This is a genomic window from Pseudomonas sp. LB-090624 (assembly GCF_003205205.1).
Taxonomy (GTDB): Bacteria; Pseudomonadota; Gammaproteobacteria; order Pseudomonadales; family Pseudomonadaceae; genus Aquipseudomonas.
In genome coordinates this window covers 1-18,959 of record NZ_QJRL01000040.1, presented here as the reverse complement: position 1 = coordinate 18,959, position 18,959 = coordinate 1, and the positions used below count along the sequence as shown (strand labels likewise).

At 59.4% G+C, this 18,959-nt stretch carries 17 protein-coding genes and 3 pseudogenes; 7 read left to right on the top strand and 13 right to left on the bottom strand.

Annotated features, from left to right (window positions below; translation table 11 throughout):
• The first annotated feature begins 294 nt into the window (after positions 1-294).
• From DMX11_RS23710 to DMX11_RS23680, 6 genes and pseudogenes are all read left to right on the top strand, one after another.
• Entirely contained in the window at positions 295-1,227 is a 933-nt protein-coding gene (locus DMX11_RS23710; RefSeq protein ID WP_158286184.1) for a LysR family transcriptional regulator, read from the top strand.
• Positions 1,228-1,428: 201 nt separating this feature from the next.
• Positions 1,429-2,223 (top strand): pyrroline-5-carboxylate reductase, encoded by a 795-nt coding sequence (locus DMX11_RS23705; protein WP_110747581.1) that lies wholly within the window; start codon positions 1,429-1,431, stop codon positions 2,221-2,223.
• Positions 2,224-2,240: 17 nt separating this feature from the next.
• Positions 2,241-3,080 carry a methyltransferase gene (locus DMX11_RS23700; protein ID WP_110747537.1) on the top strand — a complete coding sequence of 280 codons (840 nt, stop codon included), beginning with the start codon at positions 2,241-2,243 and terminating at the stop codon, positions 3,078-3,080.
• Positions 3,081-3,085: 5 nt separating this feature from the next.
• Entirely contained in the window at positions 3,086-4,000 is a 915-nt protein-coding gene (locus DMX11_RS25925; RefSeq protein ID WP_010954606.1) for an EamA family transporter, read from the top strand.
• The gene (gene solA / locus DMX11_RS23685) at positions 3,993-5,141 is read left to right on the top strand and encodes an N-methyl-L-tryptophan oxidase (protein ID WP_110747534.1); all 1,149 of its coding nucleotides are present in this window, start codon (positions 3,993-3,995) and stop codon (positions 5,139-5,141) included. Before DMX11_RS25925 ends, solA begins: the two co-directional genes overlap by 8 nt.
• 114 nt (positions 5,142-5,255) lie before the next feature.
• Positions 5,256-5,548: pseudogene (locus tag DMX11_RS23680) on the top strand (N-acetyltransferase family protein); the annotation flags it as partial.
• Positions 5,549-6,524: 976 nt separating this feature from the next.
• On the opposite strand, the gene DMX11_RS23675 reads toward DMX11_RS23680, so the two are convergent.
• The 8 genes and pseudogenes from DMX11_RS23675 to DMX11_RS23640 form a co-directional block, all read right to left on the bottom strand.
• Positions 6,525-7,418 carry a LysR family transcriptional regulator gene (locus tag DMX11_RS23675; RefSeq protein WP_110747531.1) on the bottom strand — a complete coding sequence of 298 codons (894 nt, stop codon included), beginning with the start codon at positions 7,416-7,418 and terminating at the stop codon, positions 6,525-6,527.
• 83 nt (positions 7,419-7,501) lie between these two features.
• Positions 7,502-8,554, bottom strand: a complete 1,053-nt coding sequence (locus tag DMX11_RS23670; protein WP_110747529.1) for an alpha/beta hydrolase — start codon at positions 8,552-8,554, stop codon at positions 7,502-7,504.
• Between the two features lie 49 nt (positions 8,555-8,603).
• The gene (locus tag DMX11_RS23665; RefSeq protein ID WP_177410786.1) at positions 8,604-9,548 is read right to left on the bottom strand and encodes an alpha/beta fold hydrolase; all 945 of its coding nucleotides are present in this window, start codon (positions 9,546-9,548) and stop codon (positions 8,604-8,606) included.
• 121 nt (positions 9,549-9,669) lie between these two features.
• Complete coding sequence (locus DMX11_RS23660) at positions 9,670-10,443, bottom strand: carboxymuconolactone decarboxylase family protein (RefSeq protein WP_110747523.1); 774 nt, start codon at positions 10,441-10,443, stop codon at positions 9,670-9,672.
• Between the two features lie 229 nt (positions 10,444-10,672).
• Positions 10,673-11,140, bottom strand: a complete 468-nt coding sequence (locus tag DMX11_RS23655) for a cupin domain-containing protein (RefSeq protein ID WP_110747518.1) — start codon at positions 11,138-11,140, stop codon at positions 10,673-10,675.
• A gap of 59 nt (positions 11,141-11,199) precedes the next feature.
• Positions 11,200-11,790: pseudogene (locus DMX11_RS23650) on the bottom strand (aldo/keto reductase); the annotation flags it as partial.
• Positions 11,790-11,885, bottom strand: a pseudogene (locus DMX11_RS23645) (flavodoxin); the annotation flags it as partial. The pseudogenes DMX11_RS23645 and DMX11_RS23650, both read right to left, overlap by 1 nt.
• Complete coding sequence (locus tag DMX11_RS23640; protein ID WP_110747515.1) at positions 11,882-12,871, bottom strand: aldo/keto reductase; 990 nt, start codon at positions 12,869-12,871, stop codon at positions 11,882-11,884. The gene DMX11_RS23640 and the pseudogene DMX11_RS23645, both read right to left, overlap by 4 nt.
• Before the next feature lie 381 nt (positions 12,872-13,252).
• Between DMX11_RS23640 and DMX11_RS23635 the strand changes: the two genes are divergently transcribed.
• Positions 13,253-14,290 carry a sensor domain-containing diguanylate cyclase gene (locus tag DMX11_RS23635; RefSeq protein WP_110747512.1) on the top strand — a complete coding sequence of 346 codons (1,038 nt, stop codon included), beginning with the start codon at positions 13,253-13,255 and terminating at the stop codon, positions 14,288-14,290.
• A gap of 93 nt (positions 14,291-14,383) precedes the next feature.
• Here DMX11_RS23635 and arsH read toward each other — a convergent pair whose 3' ends face one another.
• The 5 genes from arsH to chrA all read right to left on the bottom strand — a co-directional run bounded on the left by arsH (position 14,384) and on the right by chrA (position 18,612).
• The gene (gene arsH / locus DMX11_RS23630; protein ID WP_110747509.1) at positions 14,384-15,085 is read right to left on the bottom strand and encodes an arsenical resistance protein ArsH; all 702 of its coding nucleotides are present in this window, start codon (positions 15,083-15,085) and stop codon (positions 14,384-14,386) included.
• Between the two features lie 13 nt (positions 15,086-15,098).
• Positions 15,099-15,569 carry an arsenate reductase ArsC gene (locus tag DMX11_RS23625; RefSeq protein WP_110747506.1) on the bottom strand — a complete coding sequence of 157 codons (471 nt, stop codon included), beginning with the start codon at positions 15,567-15,569 and terminating at the stop codon, positions 15,099-15,101.
• A 28-nt stretch (positions 15,570-15,597) separates the two neighbouring features.
• Positions 15,598-16,881 carry an arsenic transporter gene (locus DMX11_RS23620; RefSeq protein ID WP_110747503.1) on the bottom strand — a complete coding sequence of 428 codons (1,284 nt, stop codon included), beginning with the start codon at positions 16,879-16,881 and terminating at the stop codon, positions 15,598-15,600.
• Positions 16,882-16,903: 22 nt separating this feature from the next.
• A complete protein-coding gene (locus DMX11_RS23615; protein WP_110747499.1) occupies positions 16,904-17,251 on the bottom strand; it encodes a metalloregulator ArsR/SmtB family transcription factor in 348 nt (115 codons plus the stop codon).
• Positions 17,252-17,406: 155 nt separating this feature from the next.
• A complete protein-coding gene (gene chrA / locus DMX11_RS23610; RefSeq protein WP_177410785.1) occupies positions 17,407-18,612 on the bottom strand; it encodes a chromate efflux transporter in 1,206 nt (401 codons plus the stop codon).
• Between the last annotated feature and the right edge of the window lie 347 nt (positions 18,613-18,959).

Below are 18,959 nucleotides of genomic sequence, written 5' to 3'. Positions count from 1 at the left end.
TTGCGAGAAAACCTCAATAGAATGATTATCCTGCAGCCTGACGCTCAGTGCTGATATACGAGCAGGTGTTCCTCGGCCTGTTGTTCGTGGCGTGGGCCAGGATTGCTGGCAGCGTAGGGTCCCATCTGGGTGGGCCGCTGCTTCACCACTTGCACGGGCATGGCGCAACGTGCGATCAGCCGGGTACGATGGGGCAGTTGTGAGTCAGCTGTCGTGGGTAGGCGGCGATGGACCCGCAGTGGGAAGGGGCAGGGTTATTGGGTCATAGTGATTTGCGTTATTCAGGGAGTGAAGATGCAACTAAAATTTCGGCACATAGAGATATTCAAGGCGATCATGATCACTGGAACGGTCACCGGCGCTGCGCAGTTACTGGAGACGTCCCAGCCAACGATAAGCCGAGAGCTCTCCAACTTTGAAAGCAGTATCGGAATGATGCTGTTCGAACGCCACAAGGGACGCCTCAAGCCCACGGCTCAAGGGATGGCTTTGCATTCCGAGATTCTCAAGGCCTATGACGGTCTGGCACGAGTGAGTGCCGCCGCGAAAATCATAAAACTTGGACTGCGCGAGAAGATCAGCGTCCTCAGCCTGCCTGTCCTGTCACAAACGATCTTGCCGGCCAGCCTGGCGCGGTTCATGGAGATCTACCCTGATATCAACCTCAGCCTCTCGACTCACGACTCGCCCGATATCGAACCGCTGATATCCAGCCAAGCGTACGACATCGGTTTGATCGAGGGCGTGAGTGCCCCGATGGGGACCACCACTGAACACTTGACGGATGTGGATGAAGTCTGTGTTCTTCCACCGGGCCATCCACTGTCAGCGTTTACCCACATCGACCCTCGGCAGTTAAGCCAATACCCCTTCATTCACTTGGCACCGAATGACCCTTATCGACACCAGCTGGACAGTGTATTCGCGCAGTTAGGCGTTTCGCGCAGCAGTATCATTGAAGTGGATAATGCTGCCACTATCTGTCAGATGGTGCTGAGCGGTATCGGCGTATCGATCATTAATCCGCTCGTGGCCAATACCTATGCCAGTCAGGGCCTCACCATCCGGCGCCTCACGGTCTCGGTGCCTTTCAGTATCAGCCTGGTTCGCCCGCTTCAGCGTGGGGCCTCGTTAGTTGTCGACCATCTTGTGGAATGCATACGCAGTACCTCGCACGCGCTGTGTATGCAATACCGCTCGGATATACGTCTGGCTGAATCCGTATAGGTGAAGGCGACCGTTTTTTGCGACGCTGTGTGATGTGCACGGGGGTGATATCAAATGATGCGTGTTTCATTCGAATCGGATATGCATTGACAGTTTTTTTTGCTAGGGATTATGTTCTGTAACTGTCCTGCCTTGATCCAGTCTGCGGGCATCCGCAGCAGCGTCTTATCGCTGCTGCTTCAATTCATAAAAGGGAATTATATGAAAACCATCCACATGGTCGGTGCGGGCCACATGGGCGGGGCAATCCTGCTGGGGTTGAAAGCGTATTTCAAAAGTGCCACCGACTTGCGTGTGATTGAAATTGATACGCAGCGGTCGAACGATTGGCGTGCGAAGGGATTTGAGACGTCTTCACGGATTCAAACACTGCAACCTCAGGATTGTGTGGTGCTCGCCGTGCCACCGCAGCAGTTCGAAAACATGCTCGCGGCAAATCCGGTGCTTTGTCGCCACCGTGGGCCGGTCGTTTCGGTGATGGCGGGCATCACACATGCCACGCTGGTTCGCCTGCTAGGGCATGACGCCGTCGTGCGAGCCATACCCAATACGCCCTCGGAAGTCGCCCAAGGCGTCACGATGTATTACGCACCCTCGGATGCCGATGCGGCGCTGATCGACAGTGCTCGGCAGATTTTCGACGTGATCGGGCTCTCGCTGAGGGTCAATGACGAAAGGCAAATCGACACTGGAACGGCTTTGGCCGGCGGTGGGCCTGCATTGGTCGCGCACTTTGCCGATGCGCTTCAGGACTACGGGCTGCACATGGGGCTGGACAGCGAGCAGGCCGCGGTCGTCGCCCTGCAGCTACTCAGTGGCACAGCAGCGTTGATCCAGGCGAGCGGTAAGCCGGCAAGCCAGATCTGCCAGGAGGTGCAAACGGCCGGAGGCACTACCGAACGCGCTATCCGTGCCTTGGACGCAGCTGGCTTCAAAGGGCTGGTAAATGCGGCACTGGATGCGGCAGCCAGGCGTTCTGCAGAGTTGGGTCAGTGATTCCAGGAGGATGAGGCATGACAACTATGACCGCGCCCGGAAGTGTTCACACTGACCTGGCGGCCTATAACCTGTACTTCGGCATGGGGCAGCGGATTACGTTGATCGACAACCCGAAGGTGTTCAGGGTGAGCCCTGCCGGAGAAGCGTTCGGGTCACTGATTGCTAGGCGTTTCGGGGGGCGTGACAGAGATGCCCGTTTTCTTGACGTGGGGACGGGGAGTGGTGTGCACGCCTTACTGCTGCGACAGTTAGGCATGCGGCATATCACCGCCTGCGACATTTCTGTTGACGCGGTTCAAGCGGCCCGTGCCAATGAGCTGGTCAACCTGGGCGAATCCTGTATCGAATTCGTACAGGGCGATCTGTTCGACGCAATGCCTGCGGCAGAGGACGGATACGATGTGATCCTATTCAATCCGCCAGGGTGGCAGACGCCCTCGGATGGCTTCCTCGATGCACTACAGCGCATCGAGGCTGCCCAAGGGCTGTCGCTGGAAGCGATGTTCTATGGCGAGCGGACCTTGCGCAGGTTTTTCGAACGGGTGCCAAGCTACCTGAAGCCCGGAGGCAAGCTGATCATCGGGCTGAATTCGTTGGTCGGCATTGCCGATGTCATGCGTGACCTCTATGACATGCATGAGGCGCGTTTCAAGATCGGTTGGTCATTGCTCGAGCGCCATGAGATCCCCTTGGTGCTATATACCGAGCAATGGCGTGCTCTGCAGGGGTTGTTGCATGAGGAGATTGAACGTTGGACCCGCCAGGGCCGCGCGCACTGCCGTTTTGACGACGCCGGCGTGCTGCACTGGTCCTACGAGATCATCGAGTTCTCATTCACGCCGTTAGCCGAGTGACCACCATGGCCGGAAAAACCTTCGACGCGGCAGCGGGATTATCTGCCGCGCTGGCATCGAACTGCCTGCTGGGGCTGTCTTCACTGTACTGGAAGGCCCTGGCGGCATTGCCAGCGCTGGCGTTGCTCGGCTGCAGGGTGTTGATGTCATTGCTCTGTGTCACCTTGCTGCTTGCTGCACGCAAGGAGTTAGTCCCTTTGTTGTGTGTGCTGAAGCGACGCGACATTGCCCTTCACGGTGCGGCGGCGGTGCTGGTCGCCGGCAATTGGGGAACGTTCATATGGGCTTCGATTCATGGACACGTTCTTGAAAGCGGGCTGGGGTATCTGATCGCGCCGGTATTGGGGATCTCGTTGGGCTTGCTGCTGTATCAAGAGCGCTTGTCCGTGCCTCGCGGGTTGTCATTGACAATGGTAATCGGCAGCGTCGTCTACCTGCTGTTCGAAAAAGGCGGGCTGGACAGCCGAGTGTTCCTGGTCATTGGCGTGACCTGGGGCACTTACACCTGGCTCAAGAAGCTGGCTCGACTGCCTCCGTGGTCGGGCCTGTTTCTGGAGTCGCTCGTGCTGGGCGTGCTGCTGATGCCGCTGATCCTGTGGGTGAGCACGCCTGTGGCGGGTATCGCCGCCCTGGGCTCCGCTGACACGGCGCTGCTGCTGCTTTGCGGCGCAGTTTCCCTATTGCCGCTGGCGCTCTTTTCGTTCGCTGCACGGCGGCTGCCTCTGAGTGTCATGGGGCTGATGCAGTTCGTGCTGCCGCTGACACAATTTTTCGTCGCTTTGATGTTCTATGGCCAGATACCTTCCCATGGCGCAATGTTGGCATTTGCGCTGATCGCCCTGGCTATGCTGCTGGTCATACTCGAGCCGTTGCTCACTACTATTTTCTTCAAGGCAAAAGGAGTTGTCGAAGATGCATAAGTCCTACACGGCAGTGGTTGTCGGCCTGGGGGTGGTGGGCAGTGCCACGCTGTGGCGCTTGGCTCAGCAGCAGCAGGATGTTCTGGGGCTCGAGGCCGGCGCGCCGATCAATCTGCAGGGAAGTTCCTATGGTGGCTCGCGGATATTTCGCCAGGCGTACTGGGAAGGTTCGGATTACTTATCACTTCTGGCGGAAGCGGATCTGGGCTGGCGAGAGCTGCAAGCGACTAGCCACCGGCCATTGCTGCATTACAGCGGGGGGCTTTTCATCGGGCCCATTCGCTCTGGAGTTGTTTCAGGCAGTGCGGCATCCGCGAAGGCTGGCGGTATTGCTCATCAACGACTGACCGCTGCTGAGGTCGAGGCCAGGTTCTCGGTCTTCCGTGCAGATGAAAACATGGAGGCGGTATTTGAACAAGGAGCGTTTACCATCGCTGCGGACGATGCTCGGCTGCAGATGCTGAACCAGGCGGTGGCGCATGGTGCGCAGATGCGTTTTGGAAGCCACGTGCAGGAGATCACCCGTGTCGAAAGCGAATTCCTGCTACGCCTGAGCGATGGTCAATCGGTGCTCGCGCAAAAGGTGGTGTTGGCGACGGGCGCTGGACTTGCTGGCTCTCTCATACCCGACCTGTCCGGGTTGCTGAGGCCTCGCAGCGTGCCGATTTACTGGTGCGCCTTCAAATCGGGTGCCGAGCAGTTGTTCGCGAACTTTCCGGCGTTTCTCTACGAACTCGAGGATGGCCGCCTGTTGTATGGCACACCGCAAATCGATAATGCCGAGCCAGGCATCAAGATTGGCTTCCACAATCACCAGCAATCGGCGCTGGATCTGCGCACGCAACTGGAGCCGGCCAGCGACGCGCAGATCGAGGAAATATCAGCCTGTGTAAGTCGCGTGTTTCCTGATTTGATCGCTCGTCCCTATGCTTCACGCAAGTGCGTATACACCATGACCCCGGACGAAGCGTTCATCATAGGGGAAAGCAAGGAGCTCCCAGGTGTATTCTATGTCTCGGCCTGTTCCGGCCATGGTTTCAAGTTTGCGCCGGCATTGGGTAGTTGCCTGGCCCGCGCTTTAGCGGGCCAGTCGTTGGCCTTACAGGTTCCTGCCTTCAGCCGGGAGCGGTTTTCCCACTAGCGTGCGCGGGTCACAGTTTACCTATCCTGAAACAGGAATCGGTGCTGGCTAGTGTGGTGTTTTGGAAATACAACCAAAAAGCGCCACGAGTTATGGTCGTTATTTGTGAAACACCTAGTCGGCTATACCTACCCCAGCCAGCACCGGGCGCGCGCGGCGTACCGGTGGGCGGTAGATGTGACGGTGTATGTCGGGAGGGACAGCGCCGCAACGGGATTGCTCGGCAGCTCTATGATGTGCTGCTGCCGGTTCTGAAGCGTCTCGGATATCGCTCGGCGTATGCCGGCATTGCCTTGCCGAATGAAGGCAGTATCGGGCTGCACGAGCGACTCGGTTTCTAGCACATCAGTACGTTTCCGCAGGTCGGATTCAAGCTCGATGCTTGGCATGATGTGGGGTATTGGCGGTTTGATTTCGGAGACGAAGGCTATCGCCCCGAGGCTCCAATAAGCTTCCTATCCCAAATCCCAATGCCACATGAGAGATCACCCAGCCCTTCCGGGCTGCGCTGTCGCACAGCAAACAGGATGCGCATGACGTCAGATCTGCACTGACATCGAGATCTAGAAAAGCATTCGCCGACTGATCCGGGTAGGTCAGCCGCCGAATACTTTGCTATGGTTCCCAATGCGCGGGAAAGAGGCCGTAGACCGCACGGGTGTGCTGCTTTGCTCCCGAATGAGAGAGTGGCCCAAATGGCATCGGCGTTAATCCCTGTCGGCACAGCTTGCTGTGACCACGTATAGAAGAGTGAACATTTCGCCGCCATTGACCCCGCGCGCCTGTTTTTTCGCTAGAAAGAACAGTGGGTTATCTTTTGTTTGATAGAAGCGTCCCAGTGAGTTTAGCTGTCTTCCGCGAAAGGCTGCTATGGGTCGAAAGCGGACGCTCGCCAACGGCAGCTTTCGACCCATTGCGGACGTTCGCCATAAGATCGTCTGCGCCTATGAGATCGAGCGCCGCCCGCGCGGCGCATCGCGAGCTGCGCTCGCTCCTACGTCTATTTCGGGCCAATTATTCCTGTGAGGTTTGCGCGCGAAGGCTTTGGCGCATGACGCGATGTTGCGTCGCACCAACAAGACGATCGCGCGCGATTGGCACAGGTGTTACTGGCCCGAAACAAACGTAGGAGCGAGCGCAGCTCGCGATGCGCCGCGCGGGCGGCGCTCGATCTCATAGGCGCAGAAGATATCACGGCGAACGTCCGCAATGGGTCGAAAGCCGTCAATAGCGAACAACAGCTTCCGATCCAAAGCAGCACTTCACGGAGGACTTCCAAGGCGCCCTTGCAACCTGTCTCGTACCACTGCAACCGATTAAATCCATCTACCCTGTCGCAGGTTTGTGGGGTGGGTAAATTCAGATGCCTTGAAGGTCGATGGCTCAGCGCTTGTAGAGTAACGCTTCAACTACAACGCCAAACGCTGATGAATGTTCTCGGCGATTGGGGTAGTAGAGATGGTAACCGGCAAAAGGTTGGCACCAATCTTCCAACACCCGCACGAGGCTACCGTCCGCTAGTTCCTTCGCCACCATGTCCTCCGGCAGGAAACCCAAGCCACATCCCGCCACGGCCGCACGCAGGATCGGCAGGCTGCTGTTGAACGTCCATTGTCCTTCGACACGGGCCTTCAGTTCGTGACCATCCTTTTCAAAATCCCATTGCATCAGGCTGCCATGGGTGGGTAGGCGTAGATTGATGCAATTTTGCGCGGCCAGATCACCAGGCGCCTTCGGCACCGGCCGCTGTTTGAAATACTCGGGTGAGCCCACGACCGCGATGCGCAAGGGGGGGCCGATAGGGACGGCGATCATGTCCTTGGCCACCTGATCTCCCAGGCGTACACCGGCGTCATAGCGTTGCGCGACGATGTCGGACAGGGCGTAGTCGACAGTGATTTCGACTTTGATGTCCGGATAGTCGGGAAGCACTTTTAAAAGCTTGGGCCACAGAATGTTGTTGGCGGCGTGTTCAGAGGCTTGAATCCGCACATTGCCTGCCGGGGTGTCACGAAACTCGCTGACTGCGGCCAGTTCTAATTCGATCTCATCGAACCGCGGCGCCATCGATTGATACAGCCGCTGACCCGCCTCGGTCGGCGAAACGCTGCGGGTGGTACGTGTCAGCAGGCGCACGCCCAATCGGCTTTCCAGTGCGCGCATGGTGTGGCTCAGCGCCGACTGCGAAACGCCAAGCTGTGCGGCCGCGCGGGTGAAACTGCCTTCGCGGGTGATGACCACGAAGGCTTGTAGGTCGTTGAGATTGGCGCGGGACATTGATGAGAGCCTCTCATGAGGGGCGCGGGATTAATCCATGAAAGCAGGTTGCACACGAATGCGCGACCCCTCAATAGAGCTGGTTACAAGGTGCGGGCGTAAAACGCGGTCAGTTTGCCAATTGCGGCGTCGACATAACGCGGCACCCAGTAGGTTTCGATGTGCGTCGCGCCGTCGAGGATAAACACTTCCTTGTCGGAGGTGCCGGTGGCTTTGGGGAGAGCGTCCTGTGTCATGTACAGGCTGTCGGCCTTGCTGCCGGCGATCATCAGCAACGGTTGGTCGATCAGCTCGATATGGTCAGTGGCGTCGAAACGCATCAAGTCGATCAGGCTGCTGGTGGTGTATTTGAAGGTCGAGTTCGGGTGCGCGTGGGTCTTCCAGTAGTACTCATAACCTTGGCGATACAGCTCGAAGGGCAGTTTGGCAATCTGCTCGTCGGTGAGGTTGGCATCGCCGGAGTACAGCACCGCGCCGCCGGCCGTCTCTTGCGCGCGGGCTGCTGACGCCTGTTGCAGGCGTTGCTGAATGCTGTCCATTTGCGAGTCGTTGTAGCCGTTGCGACGTACCCTGCCTGAGTTGAACATGCTCAGTGTTGCCAACGATTTGAAGCGTTTGTCGGTTTGCGCTGCCGCCAACGAATAACCACCGCCACCACAAATGCCGAGCAGGCCCATGCGCTTGTCATCGACGCCGGCAAACTGGCTGATGAAATCGGCCATGCCATGAATATCTTCGATGCGATAGGCCGGTTTATCGATGCTGCGCGGCTGACCACCGCTGGCACCCTGATACGCCGCATCGGCCGTGATGGTGATGTAGCCCTGTTCGGCCAGGCGTTGGGCGTACAGGCCGGCGACTTGTTCTTTCACGCCACCATTGGGGTGTGCAACGACCACGGTCGGGTAGGTCTTCTCCGCATCATAGTTAGCCGGGGTGTATACGTTGGCGGCGATATCCAGACCGTTGAGCTTGTAGCTGACCGGATGGATGTTGACCTTGCCCGGTTCGTTCTTGCTGATCGCGCCGTCGTAGGCGAGGGTGAACGGGTTCTTTTTGTAATCGGCGGCCAAGGCTTCGCCCGCCGCGAGGCCGACCAATGCCGACATAAACGTGGCCTTGAGTGTGTTTTTCACCTGAAGCTCCTGAGCAATCAAAAGGGCGGCAGTTGCAAAAGTATTTGGGTCAGTCCAGCTGGTTTTCTTCGAGGAATCGCGCGACCAGGTCAGCGATCTGCACGTTGTTCAGATCCGACATGGGGAAGTGGGTATTGCCATGAATGCCCATCTCCGGCAGGTGGATCAGTTGCACATCACCGCCGTGGCGATTGACCGCGTCACGCCAGAGCCGGGCCATTTTCAAGCGTGCGCGCCAGCTGTCCTGAGCAGGCAGGTCGACCGCCTGCTCCGGGATGTTGTCGCCGTAAAGGATCAGAATCGGAATGCGCGTGAGGGCCATGAATTGCTCCATCGGCACGGCCGCGCCTTGCACTGTGTCGAACGCGCTGGGAATTGGTGGAGGGACCTCACCTTGAGCGAATACGAAGCTGCTGCCTGGCTCGAACGCCACGATGGCTTTTACTTTGTCGTTCTTGATCGCCGTCAACCAGCCCGGCCCGCCACCTTGCGAATGGGTGAATAAAATCCCCGGGCCGATTCTGTCGAACAGTGCTGACACGCCATCAGAGACCACGCCCATGTCGAACGGCCCGGTATTCGGCGTCATCGCCCGGAAAAACTGCTCGCGGGTCTGTGCATCCTGAGCCACTTGCACGCCGTTGAAGTAGTTGGGCCACAGACCGATGCGGAACTGGTTGAACCACAGTTGTTCGTCAGACACAGGCTTGATTGTGGTCTCGACCATGCTGCGCCCGGCATCGCCACGCCGGGGCTGATCAATCAGATAGACGCCGTAATGGCGGCGCAGGAAGATGTTCTGAAAGCCCTCGCGACCATCGGCGGTGGTTTCCCAGGTCTTGGAAAACTGACCCGCACCGTGCCACATGACGATGGGCAGTTTTCGCGCATCCACCGGGATTTGGTAGAAGGCATAGACGTGGTCACCGTGGTAGGTCTGGCCGTTGGGCGTCATCGGTTGGTGCGGGTTGAAGGTGCCCGGTGCAGTGGTCACCGTTCCGCCGGCGGCGAAGCTGCCTTGTTGTTGAATGAGCAGCGAGCCATCGGGGTGGTTTGCGCAGGCCCCCAACAGGCTCAACAGCGTGATGCTCAGCAGATACTTTGCAGAATTCATGTCACTTCCCCGAAGCCGCGAGGGCCTGGGCCAATGCGCTATTGGCACGTTCAGCCGTATGCACATCGCCGTGCTTTTTCAGCAGCTCCGTGACCTCGAGCAACTGTGCCGTGCTCAGACCGACGCGCAAGCTCGCCGCCATGTGCGAGCGCAATTGCGGCTCGACTCCTGGCGTTGCCGCCAGCGCCCCGACGGTCGCCAGTTCGCGGCTTTGCCAGTCGAGGTTGTCGCGCTCGAAGATATCGCCGAACAGGTGGGTTTGCAGGAACCGGTTGATCACCGGAGCGAACTCGAACACCGGGCCTGTGACCGGGGCGCCGGAGATCCGGGTTTGATTCGCGGTGCCGGCGGCCAGCAGCTCATCCCCGATCGGAATCGCCCGGCTCGGCTCATGCCCCGGCGCGTCTTCGATACCGCGCTGTTTGCGCGCCTGCACCACGGCCATCAGTTCATTCAAGGCGTTAAGGCTGCGCGGGAAGCCCACATAGGCGTAAAGCTGCACCAGAATTTCCCGGGTTTCGCTGATGGTCAGGCCGGCATCGAGCCCTTGATTGAGCGCGGTGTTGAGGTTGGGCATGTCGCTGGTCGCCATGAACGCGGCGATCAGAGGGATCGTTTGTTGTTGGCGCGACAAGGTGGCTGCGCTGGCGGGCTTGCTGGCCATGGTCGGCGATGCCTCGGCGGCTTGAGTGGTAACGCTGAACATCGCCCCGATGCCCAGACAAAGCGCCATGAGTGTGGGGAGGGTAGCGTTGTTGCGTGCGTCAATGGTCATCGTGAAAGGCTCCATCCAGTGCGGGTCACCGGGGTGTCGCTGGATCGTACGGAGGAGGGTTGTGTCGATTAACCCCGAAATTGCGCATGGACTTCTGAGCAGAACTCATGAGTCGGCATTGCCATAACCGCTGATAATCCGGCGCGACCCGGCTGATGCGGGGCCTGTAGGGCGGATGACGGTTTGGGAAAAAGGAGCCGGGCGAGTAACTTCGACACATTCCGTAACTTCATTGGCCGGCGTATTGCGCCTCGGAGACCTGTTCCGCCCAGTCGACGGTCTTGCCATTTTCGGCTTCAGCGATGGCGATGTGGGCCATGCCGTTGCTGGCCGTGGCGCCATGCCAGTGACGGATGTGCGGCGGAATCCAGACAGTGTCGCCCGGCCGTATTTCCTGTCGGGGGCCGCCCTCTTGCTGCACGTAGCCAACGCCTGCGGTGACGATCAGCGTTTGCCCCAGTGGGTGGGTGTGCCAAGCCGTGCGTGCGCCGGGCTCGAAGGTCACAGTGCCGCCGCCGATGCGCGCCGGCGCCTCACCGTTGAACAGGCCATCAACGCGTACCGCGCCGGTAAAGTTTTGCGCCGCGCCCTTGACCGAGGGCTGCGAGCCGTTCGGTGTAACGCGTATTTCGCTGGCGGCCTGGGATTCGGCGGCCATGAATGACAAAGCAACGAGTGGTGCGATCAATCGGTTCATCGGGTCAACTCCGGTCAAACGTGAAAGTTGCGACGCAAAGCGTGCGCGCTTTGGCAGATTTAGAGTCCGGTCATCTTCAGTGCCGATTCCGGCAGGCGTTCACCGTGCAGCTGAATCTGCGCCATCTGTTGGTTGATCTCGTGCAAATCGTCACCGGTCAATTGCAGTTCGACTGCGCCCAGGTTCTCTTCCAGTCGATGGGGTTTGGTCGTGCCTGGGATCGGCACAATCCACGGTCTCTGTGCGAGCAACCAGGCCAGCGCCACCTGCGCCGGCGTGGCGTGTTTGCGTTGCGCGACGGCTTTCACCACCGCGACCATTGCCAGATTGGCCTTGCGGGCTTCAGGGGAAAAACGCGGGACGACGTTGCGGAAATCACTGGCATCGAACTGCGTGTGCTCATCGATCTGACCGGTGAGAAAACCGGCTCCGAGGGGGCTGAACGGTACGAAACCGATTCCCAGTTCTTCCAGTACTGCCAGCAGCTTCAACTCCGGGCCTCGCCAGAACAGCGAATATTCGCTCTGCACTGCCGTGACCGCTTGCACCGCGTGCGCTCGGCGAATGGTTTGCACACCCGCCTCAGATAGGCCGAAATGCTTGACCTTGCCCTCGGCGATCAGCTCCTTGACCGTGCCGGCGACGTCTTCTCACTGGCGCCTCGCGTGTCGGCGAGAGACAGCAGCGGGGCGCTCGCCAGTGCGGCGATCACCGTGCGCCGCAGCGGATCGTGATCGTTGCTCATCGACCGACCCGCGCCTTGAGGGCCTCGGGATAACGCTCGCCTTCGATGCGTATCTGCGCCAACGCTGTATCAATTGCCTTCAATTCGAGGGCGTCGAGCGTGATGTCTGCGCCGCCGAGGTTTTCTTCCAGTCGATGCAGTTTGGTCGTCCCCGGAATCGGCACAATCCACGGCGCCTGCGCGAGCAGCCATGCCAGCGCGATCTGGGCGGGTGTGGCGTGTTTCTGTGCGGCGATCTGACGGATCAACACTACCAGGCCCTGATTGGCTTGCAGCGCCGACTGGCTGAAGCGCGGGACGATGCTGCGGAAATCGTCGCTGCCGTAAGTAGCCTGCGCCGACACCGTGCCGGTGAGAAAACCTTTGCCCAATGGGCTGAACGGCACGAGGCCGATGCCCAACTCCCAAAGCGTCGGCAGGACTTCCTGCTCAGGCTCGCGCCACCACAGCGAGTATTCGCTTTGCAACGCTGTGACCGGCTGCACCGCGTGCGCACGGCGGATGGTCTGCGCACCGGCCTCTGACAGGCCGAAGTGCTTCACCTTGCCTTCGCCAATCAAGTCCTTCACCACCCCGGCGACGTCCTCGATCGGCACATCCGGATCAACGCGGTGCTGGTAAAGCAGATCGATGTAATCGGTCTTCAGTCGACGCAGCGACCCCTCGACTGCGAACCGGATATGCTCAGGGCGGCTGTTGAGAATTTGCTGTTTATTGTCGTCGCCGAAGGTGAAGCCGAACTTGGTAGCGATGACCACTTGATCGCGCACCGGGGCCAGCGCCTCGCCTACCACTTGTTCGTTCAGGTAAGGGCCGTAAACCTCGGCGGTATCGAAGAGTGTGACGCCTCGGTCAACCGCCGATCGGATCAGCGCGATGGCTTGTGTTGTGTCAGTCGCCGGGCCGTAGCCATGGCTCAAGCCCATGCAGCCGAAGCCCAGAGCTGACACTTTGAGTGAACTGTTTCCCAGCGTGCGCTTGTGCATTTGGATCTCCCGACATCTGGTGTTGGGAGAACAGTAAGCGAGCTACCGAGTGTGCACTAGACGCTTAAATCGGCAAGGGTTCATGAGGATTGCTCATCAGTACCTGAAGCAGGAGGCGGCAAATTGTTCCTCAAAACGCCCGGACAGCTTGTGCAAGTGCTTGTGGGCGGGGGCTTGTGCCGCGAAGAGGCCGGCGCAAAAAATAGAGATGTCTGGCACGGGCTATGCCCCCTGTTCGCGGGGCGAGCCCGCTCCCACAAAGACCTTGCACAGCGACTGATGGTTTAGATCTTATGCAATCCACTGTCTAGAGTAAGTCCTGTGTCGGCGTCAAAATGCGCCTTTCGCAGATACTCTCTGCCCATGGACTGGAGAAAAGACATGCCGGCTTGCCCCATACCGACTGACGAAGCGCTGCGCCAGCGTACCCTCGATGAAATGAATGTGCTGGATACACCGGCTGAGCATTACCTCGATACCCTGGTGCGGCTCACTCAGGAAGTGGCGCACGTGGACACTGTGCTGATCAGCTTGATCGACCACGATCGGCAATGGTTCAAGGCCAGGGTTGGGCTGGACGTAAGCGAGACCCCGCGCAATGTGTCGTTTTGCGGCTACGCCATCTTGGGTGACGACACCCTGCTAGTGGAAAACGCCGAGGACGATTCGCGGTTCGCGGATAATCCGCTGGTCGTTGGTGCACCCTATATCCGTTTCTACGCCGGGCACCCCTTGCGTGCTGGCAATGGCAAAGCGATCGGAACCTTATGCATGTTCGACCCTCGCCCACGGCTGCTGAGTGAGGCCGAGCAGGCCACCTTCAAAGACTTGGCCACGCTGGCAGAGGGTTATCTGCAACTGCGCAGTCTGACGCAGGCCAACCACGACTTGCGGCTTGAAATGGACCGTGAGCAACGCAAGGCTTTGGTTGATCCGCTGACTCAGCTATGGAACCGCGGCGCGTTGGTGGCCTTCAAGGATCGTGAACGCCGTTTGGCTACGGAAAAAGGTCTGTGGCTGGGTGCTCTGTATGCAGACCTTGACCACTTCAAGTCTGTAAACGACAAGTACGGTCATGCTGGCGGCGACCAGGTGCTTTGCGAGTGTGCGCGTCGCCTGCGAGCTGCTCTTCGCCCCGATGATTTGCTGGTACGCCAGGGCGGTGAGGAATTCGTCGCATTGCTGCGTGTAAAGGACGGTGACGAGCTCATGCGAATCGCGGAGCGCGTGCGCCAGCTTATCGGCAACAGACCGATGGAGCTCCTTAGCGGCCCACTGCGGGTGAGCCTCAGTGTGGGGTGTACGCTAGTCGCCGAAAGCGAGCAAATTGAGGATGCATTGCGGCGCGCCGACAGCGCACTTTACGCCGCAAAAAAGGGAGGGCGAGACCAGGTTGTGTATGCGCCGCCGACCTTGTGAGCTTCGCCCTCTATCACCTGTGACCCGATACCTTCCCTTCGTGAATGCAGCTTCGTGTCATGTTTCTGTTCGGCCATCCAGGCATCTTGCGACTCAGATCGAACGTTGGTTGACGCGAGCCGATAGCTGTTCAGCGCTTTCTTTACGCTCCGAATAACGGTCCACCAGGAATTCCTTGCGGTCGCGCAGCAGCAAGGTGAACTTCACCAGCTCCTCCATGACATCAACCAGGCGGTCGTAGTACGGCGACGGTTTCATGCGCCCGGCTTCATCGAACTCCAGGTAGGCCTTGGGTACCGACGACTGGTTCGGCACAGTGAACATCCGCATCCAGCGGCCAAGCACCCGCAACTGGTTGACGACGTTGAACGACTGCGAGCCGCCACACACCTGCATCACCGCCAGGGTTTTACCCTGGGTGGGACGAACGGCGCCTAACGCCAGGGGAATCCAGTCGATCTGTGCCTTGAACACCGCAGACATCGCTCCATGGCGCTCCGGCGAGCACCAGACCTGGCCCTCCGACCATTGCACCAGCTCACGCAACGCCTGCACTTTGGGGTGCTCCACCGGTGCATCGTCAGGCAGCGGCAGGCCTGAAGGGTCGAAGGTACGGGTCTCGGCGCCGAAGTGTTCCAGCAGGCGTGCGGCTTCTTCCACCAGCAAGCGACTGAAGGACCGTTCGCGGGTGGATCCATACAACAGCAGGATGCGCGGTTTGTGCTCGCTGGCAACGGTGGCCGTCGGTGGCAGGTCGAACAACGCGAGGTCGATGTTAGGGAGATGCTCGGACATTGCTGACTCCTGCTTATTGCGTGCCGATACGATCCAGCTCGTGCTTGAGCTGATCACGGTCGAGGCTAGCGAACGGAAGGGCGAAGAAGGCCCGGCAGCGCGACTCGATGTGGGCCAGCGTGGCGTGGAAAGCCGCGTTGACCTGGGCCTCGTCACCCACCACATCCGATGGGTCTTCCAGCCCCCAGTGCGACTTCAGCGCGGGCCCGAAATACACCGGGCAGGCTTCGCCAGCGGCCTTGTCGCAGACAGTAATGACGATGTCCGGCGGGTTGCCCTCGAATGCGTCGTTGCCCTTGCTGCTCAGGCCCGCAGTCGAAATACCGGCCTGCTCCAGCGTGCTCAGGCTACGGGGCAATACCTGCCCCTTGGGGAAGCTGCCCGAGCTGATCGCTTCGAAACCTGCCGGAGCGAGGTGGTTGAACAGGGCCTCGGAAAGGATGCTGCGGCAGCTGTTGGCTGTGCACATGAACAGGACTCGCATGGAAGACTCCTCCGCTTCTTGGTGGATCTTAGAGGCTCAGGCGCAGGGCCAGGGCCGAAAGGGTAATCAGCAAAACCGGCAGGGTCAGCATGATCCCGACTCTGAGGTAGTAGCCCCAGGTGATGCGCATGCCTTTGCGCTCCAGCACGTGTAGCCAGAGCAGCGTGGCGAGGCTGCCGATGGGGGTGATTTTCGGGCCGAGGTCACAGCCAATGACGTTGGCGTAGATCATCGCCTCACGCACCAGCCCCTGCGCCTCGCTGGCCTGGATTGACAACGCGCCGACCAGCACGGTGGGCATGTTGTTCATGACCGAGGACAGCAGCGCGGAGATCAACCCTGTGCCAATAGTGGCGCTCCACAGTCCCTGTTCGGCTAGCCGGTCGAGCAGGTGGGTGAGCGTGTCCGTGAGGCCGGCGTTCTTCAGCCCGTACACCACCAGGTACATGCCGAGGGAGAAGATCACCACCTGCCACGGCGCTTCCCGCAGCACTCGGCGGGTTGAGATACGGTGGCCGCGAGCGGCAACGGCGAAGAGAATTGCTGCACAGACGGCAGCCACCGCACTGATGGGGATACCCATAGGCTCCAGTGCGAACAGGCCTGTCAGCAACCCCACCAGCACCCACCAACCGACTTTGAAGGTGGCGGGGTCATGAATCGCTTCGCTCGGTTCCTTCAGCGCATCGAGCGCGTAATGTTTCGGGATATCCCGGCGGAAAAACAGCAAAAGGACCAGCAGGGTGGCCGCCACGCTGGCGACATTCACCGGCACCATCACCGACGCGTATTCAGCGAAACCCAGGCCGAAGTAATCGACCGACACAATGTTGACCAGGTTGGAGACCACCAGCGGCAGGCTTGCGGTGTCGGCAATAAAGCCCGCGGCCATGACAAAGGCGAGTGTCGCAGCAGGCGAGAAACGTAGCGCGAGCAGCATCGACATGACGATGGGGGTCAGGATCAGCGCCGCGCCATCGTTTGCAAACAGCGCCGATACCGCGGCGCCGAGCAGCACGCAAAAGGCGAACAGGCGGTAGCCGCTGCCGTTTGCCCAGCGCGCCACGTGCAGCGCGGCCCACTCAAAGAACCCGGCCTCGTCCAACAGCAAGCTGATGATGATGACCGCGATGAAGGTCGCGGTGGCATTCCAGACGATGGCCCACACGGTTGGAATGTCTTGCAGCGAAACGGCGCCGACAATCAACGCGATAATGGCACCTAGCGCAGCACTCCATCCGACGCCCAGGCCCTTGGGCTGCCAGATAACCAGAACGAGTGTGACAACAAAGACGGCAATTGCGACCAGCATGAGAAATCTCGCTTGGTGAAAATTAGCAGCAGGCGAGATCACGGACGGGGCGGCCGTCCATGTTCTTCAGCCGAAGGGAGTTGTCTGCCAGCCACTGCGAGTTGGCCAGCAAGGTCACCTGCAACATGTCGTGCACCCACGCAGGCAGATCCGGGTTGAGGCGGTAATACACCCATTGCCCCTGACGACGGTCCAGCAGCATGCCACTGCTGCGCAATTGTGCGAGGTGGCGGCTGATCTTGGGTTGGCTATCGTCCAGCGCGCACATCAGTTCACAGACGCACAGCTCTCCCAGGCTGAAGATCAGCAGGGTGGCGCGAGCGCGGGTCTCATCAGACAGGCTCTTGAAGACATCAGGTGGAGTGATCATGGCGGTACCAAGACATATGGAAAATCGAATATACGTATTTCCATATGTTCCATGCAAGCACGTCTGCGCACTGAACGGCTATCTGGAGCCGGTCAGGTATTGGGTAACTGCCTGTGCGAGGCTAATGGTAAAGGCAGCCAGCTGACCTCATGGCTTCACGGAGCGCTATTCAACAGCGCCCCCAGCACGCCGCTGCCGAGCACGACCAACCACGCTGGTAGCTTCCAGAACAGCAGGGCGATCAGTGCAATCAACGCCAGGCCAAAGTCTTGTGGAGCGTGAATTGCACGCGTCCAGACTGGTTGATAGAGCGCGGCGAGCAATAAACCTACGACAGCAGCGTTGATGCCCTGCAGGGCCGCTTGAGTACGTGCATTGCGGCGTAAATGCTCCCAAAACGGCAAGGCGCCGGCCACCAGAAAAAATGAAGGCGCGAAAATCGCCAGCAGGCAGATCAGCCCTCCTGACCAGGCATTGGGCGCCTGGTTCATAGAGGCGCCAAGAAAGGCCGCGAAGGTGAATAGTGGCCCCGGAACAGCCTGCGCGGCCCCATAGCCAGCCAGGAAGGCATCGTTATCGACCCAGCCATAAGGCACAACTTCCGCCTGCAACAACGGCAGCACTACATGCCCGCCACCGAAAACCAGCGATCCGGCGCGGTAGAAGGCATCGATCATCGACAGTAACGGGGATGTACGCCAACCCGCCAGGATCGGCAAACCCAACAGCAACGCAAAGAACAGGCAAAGCCAGAAAACACCGACGCGACGCCGGATGCCAATGGGCAGTGGCTCATGAGCGCCACATGACTGCGGTTTGAACAGCAACAGCCCCGTTGCTGCGGCCATGACAATGACCCCGACTTGCGCCAGGGCCGAGGGAAACAGCAGCATGAAGCAGGTCGCCACTGCCATGAGCGTGATACGAGGCGCATCCGGACACAGGTTGCGCGCCATACCCCACACCGCCTGAGCGACGACCGCCACGGCCACAACTTTCAAACCGTGCAGTGCGCCAGCAGGCAGGGCGTCGCCATGGTTGGCGATACCCTGCGCGAAGAGTATCAGTGCGACCGCGGAAGGTAATGTGAACCCCACCCATGCAGCCAGTGCGCCGCCGTAGCCTGCACGCGCCAGCCCAACCGCGATGCCAACCTGACTACTGGCGGGGCCCGGTAGAAACTGGCAAAGGGCGACCAAATCGGCATAGCAGCGCTCGCTTAGCCACTGTCGACGTACCACGAATTCATCCCGGAAATAGCCGAGGTGGGCGATTGGGCCGCCGAAGGATGTCAGCCCCAGGCGCAAAAAAATCAGGAACACTGCCCAGGCGCTGCGGCTGGTCTGGAGGGAAACGGACATGCTCATGGGCTCACCATTGGATGCGGCCGTCCGCCGCCCGACTTGCACGTTACAGCTTCTGCCATTCGGCTGAGACTATCAATCGGGTACGTGATGCGGCACCTCATGTTTTACGCCTGTAGTTGTTTTCACGAGCAATCAGCATTCTGTCGGGATGCCAGAACTTAAATGCTTGCCTCAGGTCAGAATGCGACGCTGTATATCCCCGCGCCTTTGGAGCCGAATAAATTGAGAAAACCCTTGGTTGCTGTCTTTGCTTGTGCACTGGCACTTGGGCTGACGGCATTCTTGCCTGCCGATATCTCCCCAATCAGTTCAGCATATGCCAAAGGTGGTGGCGGTGGCGG